The organism is Streptomyces sp. NPDC055189, assembly GCF_053606765.1.
The window spans coordinates 61,018-78,084 of sequence record NZ_JBSGSG010000040.1 but is presented as its reverse complement, the minus strand read 5'-3'; the positions used below and the strand labels follow the sequence as shown (position 1 = coordinate 78,084).

Genomic DNA, 17,067 nt, shown 5'->3' with positions numbered 1-17,067 from the left:
GGTCCTGGTGGACCCGGCCCCCTCACATGTCTGCCCGTCTGCCCGTCAGGCCGTCGGCGTCGTACCGGAAGAGCTGTCGCTCGTTGCCGGGCTGCTCATCGCGCTGCTGCTCGCGGGGCCGCTCGCCGAGTTCGAGGTGTCCGGGGACGACGGCGGGTCCGGAGTCGGCGACGTGGTCGTCGGCGGAGGGGTCGTCGGCGGCTTCGTCGTGGGCGGCTTCGTCGTCGGCGGCTTCGTGGTGGGCGGCTTGGTCGTCGGCGGCTTCGTGGTGGGCGGCTTGGTCGTCGGCTTGTCGCTCGGCTTGTCCGAGGTGTCGTCGGACGGCTTGCCGCTGTCGCTCGGCTCGCCGGACGGGGTGCCGCTCCCGCCGGGTGTTCCGTCGTCCGCCGTGCCGGGGATGTTGTCCGCGCCGTCGTCGTCCGGGCGGCTCGTCGAGTCCTTCGCGGGCTTGTCGGCGGTCAGGCCGTCGTCGTCCTGGTCCTGGCTCGCCGACTGCTCCGTCTTGACCTTGTCCGGCGGATTGTCGTCGTTGTCGGACGTCGCGCCGAGGGTCACCACGGTGCCGAGCACTGCGGCGAGGAGGGCTCCCGCGCCCGCCGCCACGAGGTTGCGCCGGGTGCCGTTGACGATGGAGCGGCGGGTGGGCGCGGGGCCCGCGCCCGCGGCGGGCGAGGCGTTGCGGGTGACCAGGGTCTCGGGCTCCGGGGGCGGCACGGGCAGCGCGAACGCCGCCGGCACGCCGCCGGGCGGGGACGCCGACTCCTCGTGGCGCGCGTCGGGCAGCTCTTCGCCCGCTGCCGGGCTCGCACCGGACAGCACGCCGCCCGAGAGGTCGGAAACCAGGGCGAGGGCCCTGCGGCCCGCGATCATGCCCCGCTTGTCGGCGAGTGCGCCGCGCAGTCCGATGGACGCCTCCAGCTCGGCGCGGGCCCGGTCGAGCTGTCCGCCGCAGAGCGCGAGAATGCCGAGCTCGTGGTGGAAGTACGCCTCTTCGGCGACCTCGCCCGCGGTCCGCGCCGCCTCCTGGCCCGACCGCAGGGCACGCTCCCAGGCGCCCCAGTCGAGCCCTCCCGCGAAGGCCGGAGCGACCGTACGGGCGAGCAGTACGGCGGCGCTGTCCTGGCCCGCGACCAGGACGCCGAGGGCGGCGAGCACGGCGTCCGCCTCGGCCGCGACCCGCTCCGATCCGACCGAGGGGTGCCCGGCCCACCAGGCGTAGTGCTGGGCGGCGCTCTGGGCGCGCTCGGCGGTGTCGTCCGCGTACCCGGAAGCCTCCAGCTGTGTGCGCACCCCGGCGGCGAGGCGGTAGTGCGAGCCGACCGCCGTGACGAGCGCGGTGGAGACGAGCTCGGCGAGGGCCGCGTCCGCGTGCGTGTCCCCCACGAGGGCGGGCAGGTGCGCCTGGTGCGGCAGCTCTCCGCCGAGCGCCACGGCGAACCGCAGCGTGGTGCGCGCCGACGGGCTCAGCCGGGATGCGAGCAGTGCCGCGGGCGCAGCGCCGTCGGCGAGCGAGGGAAGCGGTACGTCGTGGCCCTCGGCGCCGAAGGGCGCGTCGACCGGGGCGTCGGCGTAGTAGCCGTATTCGTCGAAGGCGTTCGGGTCGGCGCGCAGCTGGTCGCGCTGGCGCAGCAGGGCGCCCGCCTGGACGAAGCGCAGGGGAAGCCCCTCCGACTCGAACCAGAGGTCGCCCGCCCAGCTCGCCTCGTCGTCCGTGAGGACGCGGCCGACGCCGCGCTCCAGGAGTTCCAGGCCGCCGCTGCGGCCGAGGCCGCCGAGGAAGACCTCTTCGAGGTGCGAGTCGGGTGACGGCGCCGCGACGTCGGGGGTGGCGGAGATCAGGAAGGCGCACTCGGGAGTGGCGTCGAGCAGCTCTTCCAGGGCGGCCCCGCCGAACTCCAGGTCGTCGAGCACGACGACCGCACCGATCTCGTGGACGAGTTCGAGCAGCAGGGCGCGGTCGGGGCGGTGCAGCGGGGCGTTGTAGACCACGTTGAAGAGGTCCTGGAGCAGCTCGCCTGGCGTCTTGTGATAGCCGGAGAGCCGGATGACGCCGTCCGGTGCGAGGTCCGCGCAGTCCTCGGCGACGGCGCTCAGGAGCGACGTGCGCCCGGAGCCCGCGGGACCGGTGAGCCGCACCGAACGCCCGCGTGCGAGCAGGCGCACGAGCCGCTCGCGCTCCTCCTGCCGCTCCAGGAGCGGCGTACGGGGCAGGACGGGTCCCGGCGGCACGGGCGGCGCCGAGGCGCGGCGCAGCTCGGCGCGCTCGGCGGCGGTGCGCTTGACGGGCCGCGGGGGCCGCTCGCCCGGCGGGCAGGGTTCGATCTCGCTGCCGTCGACGGGGTTCACGGTGAGCAGGAAGTCGCCCGATACGAGCTGGACGGTGCGGGCCAGCGTGGGCGCGGGCTGTCCGAAGTCGGGTGTGTTGGGGTCTCCCCTGCTCGAACGGAGTTGAGAGCTTGGGGAAGGGTCGCGCGGTGGCCGTGCGGAACGCGCGGAGTCGTCGTCGTTGATGCCGTCTTGGCCGTACTCTTCCGGTCCCCGGTTCATCGGGTCCATGGTCAAAGCCCCCCAGATGCGTCGTGTACACAGCCCCCTCCGGCCTTGTGCACACTGCGCTGTCGCTTCTGGTCCGGTGCCCCCGCTCGGGCGTCTGTCTTCGTCATGACGGTGGGCGACCGAACCCTAGACCTTCGCTCAGTATCTCCGAACGGGCGGGGTACCGCGCCGTCCGAGACGTCACAGCTTCGTGAGGATTGTGCGCGAGATGCGTTTCACTCCCGAATCACACCCGAATAGCCGGGGATGATCGCGGATCACGCGTGGATCACACGCGGGGCAGCGATTCCACCCCGATGCCACCTTCGATGGCGAGGATGCGGTGCAGTCGGGTGGCGACGAGCAAGCGCTGCATCTGGGGCGGCACACTGCGGAGCACGAGCCGGCGCCCGCATCGTCCCGCGCGCCGGTGTGCGCCCATGATGACGCCGAGTCCCGTGGCGTCCCACGAGTCGAGTTCGGACAGGTCGAGCACCAGGTCACCGGCTCCGTCGTCGACGGCCGAGTGCAGGACCGTTCGGGCGTCCGCCGCGCTGCGTACGTCGAGGCGTCCCCCGACGACCAGCTGGGCCTGGTCGCCCCTGATGTGCATATGCGCTCCCCGAGAGTGCTGAGTTTCCTGTGACGTCTGTTCCGTAAGCCGTCTGCGTATGTCACTGCAACTGACTGCCGCATGGGCAAGGAAGTTGCCGTCTGTAAGCGAACCGATACCGAATTCACTCCGAGGGGTGACCCCGCAAAGGAGGAGGAGACGTCAGTGCTTGTAGAAGCCCTGCCCGCTCTTGCGGCCGATGTCACCGGCGTCAACCATCCGGCGCATCAGCTCGGGCGGTGCGAACTTCTCGTCCTGGGACTCCGTGTAGATGTTGCTCGTGGCGTGCAGCAGGATGTCGACGCCCGTCAGGTCGGCGGTCGCGAGCGGCCCCATGGCGTGCCCGAAGCCGAGCTTGCAGGCGATGTCGATGTCCTCGGCGGTGGCGACACCCGACTCGTAGAGCTTCGCGGCCTCGACGACGAGCGCCGAGATCAGACGGGTCGTCACAAAGCCCGCGACGTCGCGGTTCACGACGATGCAGGTCTTGCCGACGGACTCGGCGAACTCCCGTGTGCGGGCGAGGGTTTCGTCGCTGGTCTTGTAGCCGCGCACGAGTTCGCACAGCTGCATCATCGGCACCGGCGAGAAGAAGTGCGCGCCCACGACCCGTTCCGGACGGTCCGTCACGGCCGCGATCTTCGTGATCGGGATGGCAGAGGTGTTCGACGCGAGCACGGCGTCCTCGCGCACGATCTTGTCGAGCGTACGGAAGATCTCGTGCTTGACCTCGAGCTTCTCGAAGACGGCCTCGACGACGATGTCCGCGTCGGCGACGGCGTCCATGTCGGTGCTCGTCGTGATGCGCCCGAGGGCCGCATCGGCGTCCTCGGCGGCGAGCTTGCCCTTGCTCACGAACTTGTCGTACGACGCCTTGATCCCGTCGGTGCCACGGGTCAGAGCCTCATCGGTGACGTCGCGCAGGACGACGTCCCAGCCCGCCTGGGCGGAGACCTGAGCGATGCCGGACCCCATGAGTCCGGCTCCGATGACGGCGAGCTTCCGTGCCACTGTTCCGACTCCCCTACCGCTTATCACGTCTGGCTTACACGCTGTTTACGTTTACCCTTCCGGCGGACATTAGCGCTCGTGAGCGCGAAGGTGGCCGTGAAGAGATGCGCGTCACGTCTCAGATGACGGACATCACACCGGTACGCGTCATTCGACGCCGCGCACCGCGTAGTTGAGGACCTTCTCGCCGAGCAGGTCCTCCATCTCGTCGAGCAGGACGAGGGCGTCACGCGACACTTCGGCGGGTTTGCGGCACTTGGTCATCTCGTCGCCGATCCAGGCCATGAGCGTGCTGTGGATCCAGGAGAGCTGACCCGCGATCAGTCCGGGCAGGGGGTCGCCCTCATCCGCCTTCGTCTCGTCGGCGAGGGTCTCCGCGAGGTGGTCGAGCGCCTGCTGCTGGATCTCCCAGAGCCGGGAGCGCAGGGGGTGGGCGTCGGTGATGACCTTCATGAAGTCGGCCCAGCCCGTGAAGAGGCCGACGTTGGGCGAGACGCCCTCGACGTCCGAGCGCAGTTCGCGCAGCACGGCCCCGGCTGCGGACTCCCCCGGCCGACGGCCGCGCACGTAGCCGGAAAGCCGGTCGACGACGGCCTCACCCCGGTCGAGGAAGAGGTCCTCCTTGACCGGGAAGTAGTTGTAGACCGTGTTCACGGAGACGTCAGCGGCTTCCGCGACCTCCGCGACGGTCACCGTGACGAAGCCGTGCTCCAGGAAGAGCCCCGTCGCGATGTCCGAGATCCGCTGCTTGGTCTGCCGTTTCTTGCGCTCCCTGAGTCCTTCAGCCATGGGTCCACCCTACGGCCACTGGCTAGGGAGACTGAAAAGTTGGAGTGGCTATAAAATTTGGAGTCATTGCAAAATTTAAGAGACTCTGTTTTTGTGGTCGCCATGGCAATCATCAGCACGGCCGGACTCACCCGGACCTTCCGGACCAAGCGCGGCGCCGTCGAGGCCGTGCGCGGCATCGACCTGACCGTCGCCCCCGGCGAGATCCTCGGCTTCCTCGGGCCGAACGGCGCGGGCAAGACGACGACGCTGCGCATGCTCACCACGCTCCTGCCGCCCACCGGCGGCGCCGCCACCGTCGCGGGCATCGACCTGGCCCGCGACCCGGCCGCCGTCCGGCGCAAGATCGGCTACGTCGCCCAGTCCGGCGGCGTCGACCTGAACATCTCCGTGCGCGAGGAACTGGTCACCCAGGGCCGCCTCTACCGCCTGACCAGGACCCGGGCCGCCGCCAGGGCGCGGGACCTGGCCGCCGACCTGGACCTCACCGACCTCCTCGACCGCAAGTGCGCGACCCTCTCCGGCGGCCAGCGGCGGCGGCTCGACATCGCCATGGGCCTGATGCACCGGCCCGAAGTGCTCTTCCTCGACGAACCGACCACCGGGCTCGACCCGGGCAGCAGGGCCGATCTGTGGGCGCTGGTGCGGCGGCTGCGCGACGACCACGGCACCACCGTCGTCCTGACCACGCACTACCTCGACGAGGCCGACGCGCTCTGCGACCGCCTCGTCGTCATCGACAAGGGCGTCGTGGTCGCCGAGGGCACGCCGAGCGCGCTCAAGCTCCGGTACGGCGGCTCCATCGACGCCTCGCTCCAGGACACGTTCCTCGCCGTCACCGGGCGCGACCTCACACCCAAGGACACGGCGCCCGTCGCCGTCTGAGCCCTCAACAACTCCCACGACCCCCAGGACCTCACCCATGTCTGCGTTGCTCTCCGACACCGCACTGATCTTCGGGCGGTACGCCCGCCAGACCCTGCGCTCCAAGTTCCAGATCCTCTTCGGCGTCCTGATGCCGCTGCTCTATCTGCTCTTCTTCGGCCCGCTCCTTACCGACCTGCCGCTCGGCTCGCGCGGCGACTCCTGGCAGGTGCTCGTGCCGGGTCTGCTGCTGCAACTCGGCCTGTTCGGGGCCTCGTACAGCGGGTTCGCGATCATCATCGAGAAGCAGTTCGGGGTGGTCGAGCGGATGCGGGTGACGCCGGTCAGCCGGCTCGCGCTGCTTCTCGGGCGGGTGCTGCGCGATGCCGCGCTCTTCGTCTTCCAGGCGGTGCTGCTCGTCCTGGCGGCCGTGGTGATGGGGCTGCGGGCACCGCTCGCCGGCATCCTCATCGGCTTCGCGTTCGTGGGGGTCCTGACGGTCGTCCTCGCGTCCCTCTCGTACGCGCTCGCGCTGCTCGTCTCCAAGCCGCACGAGTTCGGCCCCGTCATCAACGCGGTCAGCATGCCCTCGATGCTGCTCTCCGGCCTGATGCTGCCGATGGCGCTCGCGCCGGGCTGGCTCGACGTGCTCTCGCACTTCATGCCGTTCCGCTATCTCGTGGACGCGGTGCGGTCCGCCTACGTGGGCGACTACGCGAGTACGGCGATGCTGTACGGCGTCCTGACGGCGGCCGCACTCACACTCGGGTCCGTGACGGTCGGCACACGTGTCTTCCGGAGGGCGGGCGCGTAACTAGGCTGGCCCCATGGTCAATCTGACGCGCATCTACACCAGGACCGGCGACCAGGGCACGACCGCCCTCGGTGACATGAGCCGCACCGCCAAGACCGATCTGCGGATCTCGGCGTACGCCGACGCGAACGAGGCGAACGCCGTGATCGGTACGGCGATCGCCCTCGGTCAGCTCGACGAAGCGGTCGTGAAGGTCCTGGTCCGGGTCCAGAACGACCTCTTCGACGTGGGCGCCGATCTTTCGACGCCGGTCGTGGAGGAGCCCAAGTACCCGCCGCTGCGCGTCGAGCAGTCCTACATCGACAAGCTGGAGGCGGACTGCGACCGCTTCCTCGACGAGCTGGAGAAGCTGCGCAGCTTCATCTTGCCGGGGGGCACGGCGGGGGCTGCGCTGCTGCACCAGGCGTGCACTGTCGTGCGGCGGGCCGAGCGGTCCACGTGGGCCGCGTTTGAGGTGCATGGGGAGGTCATGAACCCCCTGACCGCGACCTATCTGAACCGGCTCTCCGACCTCCTTTTCATCCTGGCGCGGAGCGCCAACAAGGAGGTCGGCGATGTGCTGTGGGTGCCCGGAGGCGAGCGCTAGGCGCTCCGCTGCGTCTCACGTACGTCGTCTGCGGGTGCTTCGTGGCTTGTCGCGCCGTTCCCCGCGCCCCTGCGGGGCTCGACCGGCGGCGCCTTCTTCGGAAACACCGTGTACGTCCCCGCGATGATCACGTTGATGCCGATCAGCCACAGCATCCTCTGCTGCCACATCCGCAGTGAGTCGATGTCCCCGTCTCCCCCGACGTACCAGATCGCTCCCTGGAGCAGCGCCATGGCGATGAGGCCTGCCAGGATCCAGCGGGCGGCGATCTTCCACTCGTGGACCGCGCGGGCCATGCCGTGCTTCGGGGTGGACGGCGGCGGGCCGCCCGCGAAGCGGTGGGCGACGCGGACGTCCACCCACTTGATCGTGTAGTGGCCGAGCGCGACGGAGTAACCGATGTAGACGGCGGCCAGGCCGTGCTTCCAGTCGGGCTCCGCGCCGTTCTTCAGGTCGATCGCGGTGACGACGAGGAGCACGACCTCCAGGATCGGCTCGCACAGCAGCACCGCCACACCGGCACGCGGCATCTTCGCCGCGTACCGCAGGGCGAGGCCGCCGGCCAGCAGTACCCAGAAGCCGACCTCGCAGATGATGATCAGCGTGACGATCACGGTTCGCTCCTCTCGGTCACCTTTCCAGGCTCCCTGCGGACCGGACCCCGATCATCGTCACCAGTGACGAAGTGACACTGCATCCTTCGATGTAGCGCGCGGTTCCTCCCTCAGGATCACGCACTGCCCCGGCGCGCCGTGTTGGATGGACGCATGGACTTGTGCCTCCCCCGCCCGCACCGCGTCGACGTACGGATCGCCGTGGGAAGCGTGCTCGCCGGGCTCGCGTGGTGGGGGCTCGGGCTGCACATGCAGACGGACCGGCCGCTCGGCGGCACGTGGGCGTTGATCCCCCTCTTCGTCCTCGCCGGACTCGAGCTGCTGCGCAGGAGCAGACCGAAGACCGCCGTGGTCATCGGGACCCTCGCGCTGGTCGCCGATCAGTTCACGGCGGGAAATCTGGCCTCGGTCGTCATGTTCACGGACATCATGTACGCGGCCGTGGTGTACGGGACTCCGGCCGCCGCCCGGCGCATCCCGGTCACCACGGGACTGATCACGGTGGCGGTGACGATCGGGTTCCTGGCCTGGTGGAGGCAGCCGGAGGCGATCCTCATCGGCGTCATCACCGGCCTTGTCTCCTTCGGTCCCGCGACCACCGGCGTCCTCGTGCGCACCCACCGCGAGGCCGCCGTCGCCGCGCGCCTGCGGGCCGAACAGACCGCGCTCCTCGCCGAGATGGACCGCGTGCAGGCCGTCACCTCCGAGCGCGCCCGGATGGCCCGCGAGCTGCACGACATGGTCGCCAACCACCTCTCGGCGATCGCCATCCACTCCACGGCCGCACTCTCCCTCGACGACCCGAAGACCACCAGCGACGCCTTGACCGTCATCCGCGAGAACAGCGTCGAGGGCCTGGCCGAGATGCGCCGCCTCATCGGGATCCTCCGTGACCCGAGCGACGACGGAGTGCCGACGGCCTCCCCCACCCTGGACAGCCTCGGCACCCTGATCGGCAACGCACGTACCAATGGTCTGGACGTCACTCTCGACGACACCCGCTCCCCGGACAGCTCCAAGCTCCCCGCCCCGGTCGAACTCGCGGCGTACCGCATCATCCAGGAGTCCCTGACCAACGCCCTCAAACACGCGTCGCCCGGTCTGGTGACGGTGACGCTCACCCAGCGGCGGCACGCCCTCGAAGTCCGCGTGACCAGCCCGTACGGCTCCCCGTCCGGCCCGCGCGCGCCGGGTTCCGGAGCCGGACTCGTCGGGATGCGCGAGCGCACCGAACTGCTCGGCGGCACCTTCGAGTCGGGGCCCGAGAGCAGTGCCGTCTCCGGCGACCGGAAGATCTGGAACGTGCACGCGACCCTGCCCGTCGACGTCTCGGACCTCGACCCCATTGACGAAGGAGTGACCGAATGATCCGAGTGCTCGTCGCCGAGGACCAGTCCGCCGTACGGGCGGGTCTTGTCCTGATCCTGCGCAGCGCGCCGGACATAGAGGTGGTCGGCGAGGCGTCGGACGGCGAGCAAGCGGTGGCGCTCGCCCGTGAGCTCCGCCCCGACCTTGTGCTCATGGACATCCAGATGCCGCGCCTCGACGGCGTCTCCGCGACCCGTCAGGTCGTCGCCGAGGGGCTCTCCGACGTGCTCGTCCTGACCACCTTCGACCTCGACGAGTACGTCTTCGGGGCACTGCGCGCCGGCGCCTCCGGGTTCCTCCTGAAGAACACCGAGGCCAAGGACCTTCTGGAGGCGGTCCGTACGGTCGGCCGCGGCGAGGGCCTGATCGCTCCGGCCGTCACCCGGCGCCTGATCGCCGAGTTCGCGGCCCCGAAGACGGTGAGGCCCGTCCGCCGCGAGAACGGACCCGATCCCGCCATCCTCGACACCCTCACCCGCCGCGAGCGCGAGGTGCTCGCGTGCCTCGGCGAAGGTCTCTCGAACGCCGAGATCGCGGGCCGTCTGACGATGGCGGAGGCGACGGTGAAGACCCACGTCAGCCGACTCCTGGGGAAGCTCGAGCTGCGCAGCAGGGTCCAAGCGGCCGTACTCGCTCAGGAGTTGGGCGTGTGAGACCGGATCCGGTGCGCCGGACCGGCGCGATCCGGCCAATGGTTCAGACCTCTTGACCGCTGGTCCAGACCTTTCTATTCTCACCGCACTGCGGTGAGCACTCCCCCCACGTGTTCCAGGTGCTCACGGGCGGCGCAGGGATCCACCCCTATGACCCCCCGGATCTCACCCGAGGAGCACACCTTGCGCACCTTGCGCTTCAGACACAGAGCCGTGGCAGGCCTCACCACCCTGCTGCTCCCGCTCGCCACCCTCGTAGCACTCGGCGGCAACGCCGAAGCCGCGCCGGAAGCCGCCCCCGCGGCCACCGCCACGTACGCCAAGACCCAGGACTGGGGCAACGGCTTCGAAGGCAAGTGGACCGTCAAGAACACCGGAACCACCTCCATAAGCTCCTGGAACGTCGAGTGGGACTTCCCCTCCGGCACCAAGGTCACCTCCGCCTGGGACGCCACCGTCACCAACTCCGGCAACCGCTGGACCGCCAAGAACCTCGGCTGGAACGGGACGCTCGCCCCCGGCGCCTCGGTCTCCTTCGGGTTCAACGGCTCGGGCCCCGGCTCCCCCTCCAACTGTTCGCTCAACGGCGCAAGCTGTGACGGCGGCAGCGTCCCCGGCGACAACCCGCCGTCGGCACCCGGCACCCCCACCGCGTCCGACATCACCGACACCTCGGTGAAGCTCGCCTGGAAGGCGGCCACCGACGACAAGGGCGTCAAGAACTACGACGTCCTTCGCGACGGCTCCAAGGTCGCGACGGTCACCGGCACCTCGTACGCCGACAGCGGCCTGACCGCCGGCACCGACTACTCCTACACGGTCCAGGCCCGCGACACCGCCGACCAGACCGGACCGGCCTCCGGCGCCGTCAAGGTGCACACCACGGGCGGCACCGACCCGGGTCCAGGACCCGGTGACAAGGTCAAGCTCGGCTACTTCACCCAGTGGGGCGTCTACGGCCGCAACTACCACGTGAAGAACATCGACACCTCGGCCTCCGCCTCCAAGATCACGCACATCAACTACGCCTTCGGCAACGTCCAGGGCGGCAAGTGCACCATCGGCGACTCCTACGCCGACTACGACAAGGCCTACACCGCCGACCAGTCCGTCGACGGCAAGGCCGACACCTGGGACCAGCCCCTGCGCGGCAACTTCAACCAGCTGCGCAAGCTCAAGGCCAAGCACCCGAACCTCAAGGTCCTGTGGTCCTTCGGCGGCTGGACCTGGTCCGGCGGCTTCACCGACGCGATGAAGAACCCGGCCGCCTTCGCCAAGTCCTGCCACGACCTGGTGGAGGACCCGCGCTGGGCCGACGTCTTCGACGGCATCGACCTGGACTGGGAGTACCCCAACGCCTGCGGCCTGACCTGTGACACCAGCGGCCCGGCATCGATGAAGAACATGATGCAGGCGTTCCGCACCGAGTTCGGCAAGGACGCCCTGGTCACCGCGGCCATCACCGCCGACGGCTCCAACGGCGGCAAGATCGACGCGGCCGACTACGGCGGCGCGTCGCAGTACGCCGACTGGTTCAACGTCATGACGTATGACTTCTTCGGCGCGTGGGCGGCCAAGGGCCCGACGGCCCCGCACTCCCCGCTCACCTCCTACTCCGGCATCCCGCAGGAGGGCTTCAACTCCGCCGACGCGATCTCGAAGCTGAAGGCGAAGGGCGTTCCCGCCGCCAAGCTCCTGCTCGGCATCGGCTTCTACGGCCGCGGCTGGACGGGCGTCACACAGAAGGAGCCGGGCGGCACGGCGACCGGCGCGGCGCAGGGCACGTACGAGGCGGGCATCGAGGACTACAAGGTCCTCAAGAACTCCTGCCCCGCCAACGGCACCATCGCCGGCACGGCCTACGCCCACTGCGGCACCAACTGGTGGTCGTACGACACCCCGGCGACGGTCAAGAGCAAGATGGCCTGGTCGAAGCAGCAGGGCCTCGGAGGCGCGTTCTTCTGGGAGTTCAGTGGTGACACCACCAACGGCGAGTTGGTGTCTGCCATCAATGACGGTCTGAAGTAGCCCGTCCCGCATAGACGAAGCCGGGGAGAACAGGTACGCCCCCTGTTCTCCCCGGCTTCTTCATGGCGTCATGCCGCGATACCGCTATGAGGACTACGCCACGTTGACTCGCTGGCCCGGAGGCGCCGCCTCCAGCCAAGCAAGGAAACCGGTGAGCGCGTCCTCGCCCATCGCCAGCTCAAGGCGTACGCCGCGGTGCAGACAGCCGAGGACGATCGCGTCCGAGAGCAGCGCGAGCTCCTCCTCGCCGTCCGGAGCGCGCCGGTCGACCACCTCGATGGCCGAGCGCTCCAGGACCCGGCGCGGCCGGGGGGCGTACGAGAAGACGCGGTACCACTCGATCCGGTCGCCGTTGTAGCGGGCGACCCCGTACCCCCAGCCTTTGCCGGAGGTCTCGCCCTTCTCCGGGGCGTCCCAGCGCAGGCTGCAGTCGAAGGTGCCGCCGGACCGCTGGATGAGCCGGCGCCGCAGTCCGAAGACGAAGAGCCCCACCAACACCAGAACGACCAACACGAGTCCGCACACGAGCAGAGTGAGGATCATCGGCACCGACCTCCTCGCCTCTTCGAAACGGACCAACAGAATTGCACCCGCACTGCCTCAGCCGCGACCCGGTCCGGATTACTCCGGACCTGGCCGCGGCTGAGTGACGTCAACGCCGTCGCGCTCGTTTCAGCGCGACGAAACCGCCCGCAGTCGGACGTCCGCGCGACGCTCGGCGGAGGCGTCGGCCTCCGACTTCGCGCGCTCGAGCGCCCGCTCCGCACGCTGGACATCGATCTCGTCCGACAGCTCGACGATCTCAGCAAGCAGTGACAGCTTGTTGTCCGCGAAGGAGATGAATCCTCCGTGGACGGCAGCGACGACAGTGTTGCCGTCACTCGTACGAATGGTCACCGGGCCCGACTCCAGCACACCGAGCAGCGGCTGGTGACCGGGCATGACGCCGATGTCGCCGGACGTGGTGCGCGCGACGACCAGGGTGGCCTCGCCGGACCAGACACTGCGGTCCGCGGCGACCAGCTCGACATGCAGCTCAGCAGCCAAGGGTGGCTCCTCGGGTCACCACCCGGCGGCTTCGCCGGGTGTTGGGTCAAATTCTAGTGGGCGTACCGGGAGGGGCGGGACTCGCCCACCCCTCCCGTGAGTCACGGACTCAGGAGACGCCGAGCTCCTTGGCCTTCGCCTTCAGGTCCTCGATGCCACCGCACATGAAGAACGCCTGCTCGGGGAAGTGGTCGTACTCGCCGTCGATGATCGCGTTGAACGCGGTGATCGACTCGTCGAGCGGTACGTCCGAACCGTCGAGGCCGGTGAACTGCTTGGCGGCGTGCGTGTTCTGCGACAGGAAGCGCTCGACGCGACGGGCGCGCTGAACGACCAGCTTGTCCTCTTCGCTGAGCTCGTCGATGCCGAGAATCGCGATGATGTCCTGGAGGTCCTTGTACTTCTGCAGGATTCCCTTGACGCGCATGGCGGCGTCGTAGTGGTCCTGCGCGATGTAGCGCGGGTCCAGGATGCGGGACGTCGAATCCAGCGGGTCGACCGCCGGGTAGATGCCCTTCTCCGAGATCGGACGCGACAGCACGGTCGTCGCGTCGAGGTGCGCGAAGGTCGTGGCCGGGGCCGGGTCGGTGAGGTCGTCCGCGGGGACGTAGATCGCCTGCATCGAGGTGATCGAGTGACCACGCGTCGAGGTGATGCGCTCCTGGAGGAGGCCCATCTCGTCGGCCAGGTTCGGCTGGTAGCCCACCGCGGAGGGCATACGGCCGAGCAGGGTCGAGACCTCGGAACCGGCCTGCGTGAAGCGGAAGATGTTGTCGATGAAGAACAGCACGTCCTGCTTCTGCACATCGCGGAAGTACTCCGCCATGGTCAGACCGGCAAGGGCGACGCGCAGACGCGTGCCCGGCGGCTCGTCCATCTGGCCGAAGACCAGGGCGGTCTTGTCCAGAACGCCCGACTCTTCCATCTCGTCGATGAGGTCGTTGCCCTCACGCGTGCGCTCGCCGACACCGGCGAACACGGAAACGCCCTCGTGCAGCTTGGCCACACGCATGATCATTTCCTGGATGAGGACGGTCTTGCCGACGCCCGCTCCACCGAACAGACCGATCTTTCCACCCTTGACGTACGGGGTGAGAAGGTCGACGACCTTCAGGCCGGTCTCGAACATCTCGGTCTTGGACTCGAGCTGGTCGAAGGCCGGGGCCTTGCGGTGGATCGGCCAGCGCTCGGTGACCTGAGCCTCCGCCTCCGGCTCGTTCAGGATCGCGCCGAGGGTGTTGAACACCTTGCCCTTGGTGATGTCACCGACGGGGACGGTGATGCCCTCGCCCGTGTCGGTCACCGCGGCCTGGCGGACCAGGCCGTCGGTGGGCTGCATCGAGATGGCGCGGATGATGCCGTCGCCGAGGTGCTGGGCAACCTCGAGCGTCAGCGTCTTCTTCTCGCCGTCCTTGGCCGGGTCGGCCACCTCGACGTGAAGCGCGTTGTAGATGTCCGGCATCGCGTCGACGGGGAACTCCACGTCGACGACCGGGCCGATCACCCGGGCGACGCGGCCCGTGGCAACGGCCGTATCAACAGTGGTCGTCATTACTTGTCACTCCCCGCGGAAGCGTCGGCCAGGGCACTGGAGCCACCGACGATCTCGCTGATTTCCTGGGTGATTTCGGCCTGGCGGGCCGCGTTGGCAGAACGGGTGAGAGCGTTGATCAGGTCACCCGCGTTGTCGGTCGCCGACTTCATCGCGCGGCGCGTGGCGGCGTGCTTGGAAGCAGCCGACTGGAGCAGCGCGTTGTAGATACGGCTCTCGACGTAGCGCGGCAGCAGGGCGTCGAGGACGTCCTCCGCCGACGGCTCGAAGTCGTACAGCGGACGGGCCTCGTCACTCTGGCCCGCCTCCTCCGCGACCTTGTCGAGGCTCAGCGGGAGCAGCCGGGAACCGGTCGCTTCCTGCGTCATCATCGAGATGAACTCGGTGTAGACGATGTGGAGTTCATCCACGCCGCCCTCCGCCGTGTCCTTCTCGATGGCCTCGATCAGGGGTGCCGCGATCTCCTTGGCGTCCGCGTAGGACGGGGCATCGGTGAAGCCCGTCCACTGCCCGGAGATCTTCCGCTCACGGAAGTTGTAGTGCGCGATGCCACGGCGGCCGACGATGTACGTGTCGACCTCCTTGCCCTCGCCCTTCAACTTCTCCGTGAGCTTCTCCGCACCCTTGATGGCGTTGGAGTTGAAGGCGCCGGCCAGACCGCGGTCGCTCGAAAGGAGCAGGACAGCGGCCCGGGTCGGAGCCTCGGCCTCGGTGGTCAGCGGGTGCTTGTCGTTCGCACCCGTGGCCACCGCGGTGACCGCGCGGGTCAGCTCGGTCGCGTACGGAGTGGAGGCGGTCACCTTGCGCTGTGCCTTGACGACACGCGAGGCGGCGATCATCTCCATCGCCTTGGTGATCTTCTTGGTCGCGGTGACGGATTTGATGCGACGCTTGTAGACCCGGAGCTGGGCTCCCATGAGTCAGGTCCCTTCCGTCGTCACTTGGACGCGTCGACGGCAGCCGGAGCGTCCTCGCCGAGCAGCTTGCCGTCCGAGGTCTCGAACTGCTTCTTGAACTCGGCGACGGCGTCGGTGATGGCCGTGATCGTGTCGTCGGACATCTTGCCGCCCTCCTTGATGGAGGTCATCAGGCCCTGCTCCTTGCGGTGCAGGTAGTCGAGCAGCTCACGCTCGAAGCGCCGGATGTCGGCGACCGGGACCTCGTCCATGCGGCCCGTGGTGCCGGCCCAGATGGAGATGACCTGGTCCTCGGTGGCCATCGGCTGGTACTGAGCCTGCTTGAGCAGCTCGACCATCCGCTGACCGCGCTCGAGGGAGGCCTTCGACGCGGCGTCCAGGTCGGAACCGAAGGCGGCGAACGCCTCAAGCTCGCGGTACTGGGCGAGGTCCACGCGCAGCCGGCCGGAGACCTGGCGGATCGCCTTGTGCTGGGCGGAGCCACCGACACGGGAGACCGAGATACCGACGTTCAGGGCCGGACGCTGACCGGCGTTGAACAGGTCGGACTCCAGGAAGCACTGACCGTCGGTGATGGAGATGACGTTGGTCGGAATGAACGCCGACACGTCGTTCGCCTTGGTCTCGACGATCGGGAGACCCGTCATCGAGCCCTTGCCCATCTCGTCCGAGAGCTTCGCGCAGCGCTCGAGCAGACGCGAGTGCAGGTAGAAGACGTCACCCGGGTAGGCCTCGCGCCCCGGCGGGCGGCGGAGCAGCAGGGACACGGCGCGGTAGGCGTCGGCCTGCTTCGAGAGGTCGTCGAAGATGATGAGGACGTGCTTGCCCTCGTACATCCACTGCTGGCCGATGGCCGAACCGGTGTAGGGCGCCAGGTACTTGAAGCCCGCCGGGTCGGACGCCGGGGCGGCGACGATGGTCGTGTACTCGAGCGCGCCGGCCTCTTCGAGGGCACCGCGCACGGAGGCGATGGTGGAGCCCTTCTGACCGACGGCGACGTAGATGCAGCGCACCTGCTTGTTCACGTCGCCCGAGCGCCAGTTGTCGCGCTGGTTGATGATCGTGTCGACGGCCAGGGCGGTCTTGCCCGTCTGGCGGTCGCCGATGATCAGCTGACGCTGGCCACGGCCGATCGGGGTCATCGCGTCGACGGCCTTGTAGCCGGTCTCCATCGGCTCGTGCACCGACTTGCGGTCCATGACCGTGGGGGCCTGCAGCTCGAGGGCGCGGCGTCCGGACGTCTCGATCTCGCCGAGGCCGTCGATCGGGGCGCCGAGCGGGTCGACGACACGGCCGAGGTAGCCCTCGCCGACCGCGACCGACAGGACCTCGCCGGTGCGGGTGACCGGCTGGCCCTCTTCGATGCCGCTGAACTCGCCGAGTACGACGGCGCCGATCTCGCGCTCCTCAAGGTTGAGGGCGAGACCGAGGGTGCCGTCCTCGAACTTCAGCAGCTCGTTGGCCATGGCCGAGGGGAGGCCCTCGACCTTCGCGATGCCGTCACCGGCAACGCTGACCGAACCGACCTCCTCGCGCGAGGCCGCGTCCGGCTTGTACGCCTGGACAAAGTTCTCCAGTGCGTCCCGGATCTCCTCCGGCCGGATCGTGAGCTCCGCCATCTGGGTTCCCTGCTCTCCTTGTTGGGCCCGAAGTTTCACTTTGGGGGTCTGGGGACT

The 17,067-nt window shown here is 69.0% G+C and carries 16 protein-coding genes; 6 read left to right on the top strand and 10 right to left on the bottom strand.

Translation table 11 applies throughout. The features are described from left to right. Window positions 1–45: 45 nt before the first annotated feature. The 4 genes from ACWFR3_RS26140 to ACWFR3_RS26125 all read right to left on the bottom strand — a co-directional run bounded on the left by ACWFR3_RS26140 (window position 46) and on the right by ACWFR3_RS26125 (window position 4,948). The gene (locus ACWFR3_RS26140; RefSeq protein ID WP_453737050.1) at window positions 46–2,556 is read right to left on the bottom strand and encodes an ATP-binding protein; all 2,511 of its coding nucleotides are present in this window, start codon (window positions 2,554–2,556) and stop codon (window positions 46–48) included. Between the two features lie 268 nt (window positions 2,557–2,824). Continuing rightward, on the bottom strand, window positions 2,825–3,148 hold the full coding sequence (locus tag ACWFR3_RS26135) for an STAS domain-containing protein (protein WP_160507247.1): 324 nt from the start codon (window positions 3,146–3,148) through the stop codon (window positions 2,825–2,827). Between the two features lie 162 nt (window positions 3,149–3,310). Further along, entirely contained in the window at window positions 3,311–4,159 is an 849-nt protein-coding gene (locus ACWFR3_RS26130) for a 3-hydroxyacyl-CoA dehydrogenase family protein (RefSeq protein ID WP_361181391.1), read from the bottom strand. A gap of 147 nt (window positions 4,160–4,306) precedes the next feature. Further along, window positions 4,307–4,948: a TetR/AcrR family transcriptional regulator gene (locus tag ACWFR3_RS26125; RefSeq protein WP_453737049.1), complete on the bottom strand. Its 642-nt coding sequence runs from the start codon at window positions 4,946–4,948 to the stop codon at window positions 4,307–4,309. Between the two features lie 102 nt (window positions 4,949–5,050). Between ACWFR3_RS26125 and ACWFR3_RS26120 the strand changes: the two genes are divergently transcribed. Genes ACWFR3_RS26120 through ACWFR3_RS26110 form a run of 3 tightly spaced genes read left to right on the top strand, consistent with a single transcriptional unit; the run spans window position 5,051 to window position 7,212 of the window. Beyond that, window positions 5,051–5,833, top strand: coding sequence for an ABC transporter ATP-binding protein (locus ACWFR3_RS26120; RefSeq protein ID WP_453737048.1), 783 nt, complete (start codon window positions 5,051–5,053; stop codon window positions 5,831–5,833). Between the two features lie 37 nt (window positions 5,834–5,870). After that, a complete protein-coding gene (locus ACWFR3_RS26115) occupies window positions 5,871–6,626 on the top strand; it encodes an ABC transporter permease (RefSeq protein WP_453737047.1) in 756 nt (251 codons plus the stop codon). Between the two features lie 13 nt (window positions 6,627–6,639). Beyond that, window positions 6,640–7,212 (top strand): cob(I)yrinic acid a,c-diamide adenosyltransferase, encoded by a 573-nt coding sequence (locus ACWFR3_RS26110; RefSeq protein WP_453737046.1) that lies wholly within the window; start codon window positions 6,640–6,642, stop codon window positions 7,210–7,212. Here the strand turns inward: ACWFR3_RS26110 and ACWFR3_RS26105 are convergent. Next, window positions 7,209–7,826 carry a hypothetical protein gene (locus tag ACWFR3_RS26105; RefSeq protein WP_453737045.1) on the bottom strand — a complete coding sequence of 206 codons (618 nt, stop codon included), beginning with the start codon at window positions 7,824–7,826 and terminating at the stop codon, window positions 7,209–7,211. The two genes, ACWFR3_RS26110 and ACWFR3_RS26105, sit on opposite strands and share 4 nt — an antisense overlap. 153 nt (window positions 7,827–7,979) lie before the next feature. Between ACWFR3_RS26105 and ACWFR3_RS26100 the strand changes: the two genes are divergently transcribed. The 3 genes from ACWFR3_RS26100 to ACWFR3_RS26090 all read left to right on the top strand — a co-directional run bounded on the left by ACWFR3_RS26100 (window position 7,980) and on the right by ACWFR3_RS26090 (window position 11,875). Further along, window positions 7,980–9,194 (top strand): sensor histidine kinase, encoded by a 1,215-nt coding sequence (locus ACWFR3_RS26100; RefSeq protein ID WP_453737044.1) that lies wholly within the window; start codon window positions 7,980–7,982, stop codon window positions 9,192–9,194. After that, on the top strand, window positions 9,191–9,847 hold the full coding sequence (locus ACWFR3_RS26095; protein WP_453737043.1) for a response regulator: 657 nt from the start codon (window positions 9,191–9,193) through the stop codon (window positions 9,845–9,847). Before ACWFR3_RS26100 ends, ACWFR3_RS26095 begins: the two co-directional genes overlap by 4 nt. A 192-nt stretch (window positions 9,848–10,039) precedes the next feature. Beyond that, on the top strand, window positions 10,040–11,875 hold the full coding sequence (locus tag ACWFR3_RS26090; RefSeq protein ID WP_453737056.1) for a glycosyl hydrolase family 18 protein: 1,836 nt from the start codon (window positions 10,040–10,042) through the stop codon (window positions 11,873–11,875). Between the two features lie 93 nt (window positions 11,876–11,968). Here ACWFR3_RS26090 and ACWFR3_RS26085 read toward each other — a convergent pair whose 3' ends face one another. From ACWFR3_RS26085 to atpA, 5 genes are all read right to left on the bottom strand, one after another. Further along, a complete protein-coding gene (locus ACWFR3_RS26085) occupies window positions 11,969–12,418 on the bottom strand; it encodes a DUF2550 domain-containing protein (protein ID WP_453737042.1) in 450 nt (149 codons plus the stop codon). 129 nt (window positions 12,419–12,547) lie between these two features. Continuing rightward, a complete protein-coding gene (locus ACWFR3_RS26080; RefSeq protein ID WP_160507238.1) occupies window positions 12,548–12,922 on the bottom strand; it encodes a F0F1 ATP synthase subunit epsilon in 375 nt (124 codons plus the stop codon). Between the two features lie 109 nt (window positions 12,923–13,031). After that, window positions 13,032–14,474: a F0F1 ATP synthase subunit beta gene (atpD, locus tag ACWFR3_RS26075; RefSeq protein WP_453737041.1), complete on the bottom strand. Its 1,443-nt coding sequence runs from the start codon at window positions 14,472–14,474 to the stop codon at window positions 13,032–13,034. Next, the gene (locus ACWFR3_RS26070; RefSeq protein WP_453737040.1) at window positions 14,474–15,391 is read right to left on the bottom strand and encodes a F0F1 ATP synthase subunit gamma; all 918 of its coding nucleotides are present in this window, start codon (window positions 15,389–15,391) and stop codon (window positions 14,474–14,476) included. The genes atpD and ACWFR3_RS26070 overlap by 1 nt, the downstream gene beginning before the upstream one ends. Window positions 15,392–15,411: 20 nt before the next feature. Continuing rightward, window positions 15,412–17,010: a F0F1 ATP synthase subunit alpha gene (gene atpA / locus ACWFR3_RS26065; RefSeq protein ID WP_453737039.1), complete on the bottom strand. Its 1,599-nt coding sequence runs from the start codon at window positions 17,008–17,010 to the stop codon at window positions 15,412–15,414. Window positions 17,011–17,067: the final 57 nt, after the last annotated feature.

Coding starts and splice junctions, on each gene's coding strand:
- ACWFR3_RS26140 (WP_453737050.1), bottom strand. CDS start 2,556: ATGGACCCGATGAACCGGGGACCGGAAGAGTACGGCCAAGACGGCATC.
- ACWFR3_RS26135 (WP_160507247.1), bottom strand. CDS start 3,148: ATGCACATCAGGGGCGACCAGGCCCAGCTGGTCGTCGGGGGACGCCTC.
- ACWFR3_RS26125 (WP_453737049.1), bottom strand. CDS start 4,948: ATGGCTGAAGGACTCAGGGAGCGCAAGAAACGGCAGACCAAGCAGCGG.
- ACWFR3_RS26120 (WP_453737048.1), top strand. CDS start 5,051: ATGGCAATCATCAGCACGGCCGGACTCACCCGGACCTTCCGGACCAAG.
- ACWFR3_RS26115 (WP_453737047.1), top strand. CDS start 5,871: ATGTCTGCGTTGCTCTCCGACACCGCACTGATCTTCGGGCGGTACGCC.
- ACWFR3_RS26110 (WP_453737046.1), top strand. CDS start 6,640: ATGGTCAATCTGACGCGCATCTACACCAGGACCGGCGACCAGGGCACG.
- ACWFR3_RS26100 (WP_453737044.1), top strand. CDS start 7,980: ATGGACTTGTGCCTCCCCCGCCCGCACCGCGTCGACGTACGGATCGCC.
- ACWFR3_RS26095 (WP_453737043.1), top strand. CDS start 9,191: ATGATCCGAGTGCTCGTCGCCGAGGACCAGTCCGCCGTACGGGCGGGT.
- ACWFR3_RS26085 (WP_453737042.1), bottom strand. CDS start 12,418: ATGATCCTCACTCTGCTCGTGTGCGGACTCGTGTTGGTCGTTCTGGTG.
- atpD (WP_453737041.1), bottom strand. CDS start 14,474: ATGACGACCACTGTTGATACGGCCGTTGCCACGGGCCGCGTCGCCCGG.
- ACWFR3_RS26070 (WP_453737040.1), bottom strand. CDS start 15,391: ATGGGAGCCCAGCTCCGGGTCTACAAGCGTCGCATCAAATCCGTCACC.
- atpA (WP_453737039.1), bottom strand. CDS start 17,010: ATGGCGGAGCTCACGATCCGGCCGGAGGAGATCCGGGACGCACTGGAG.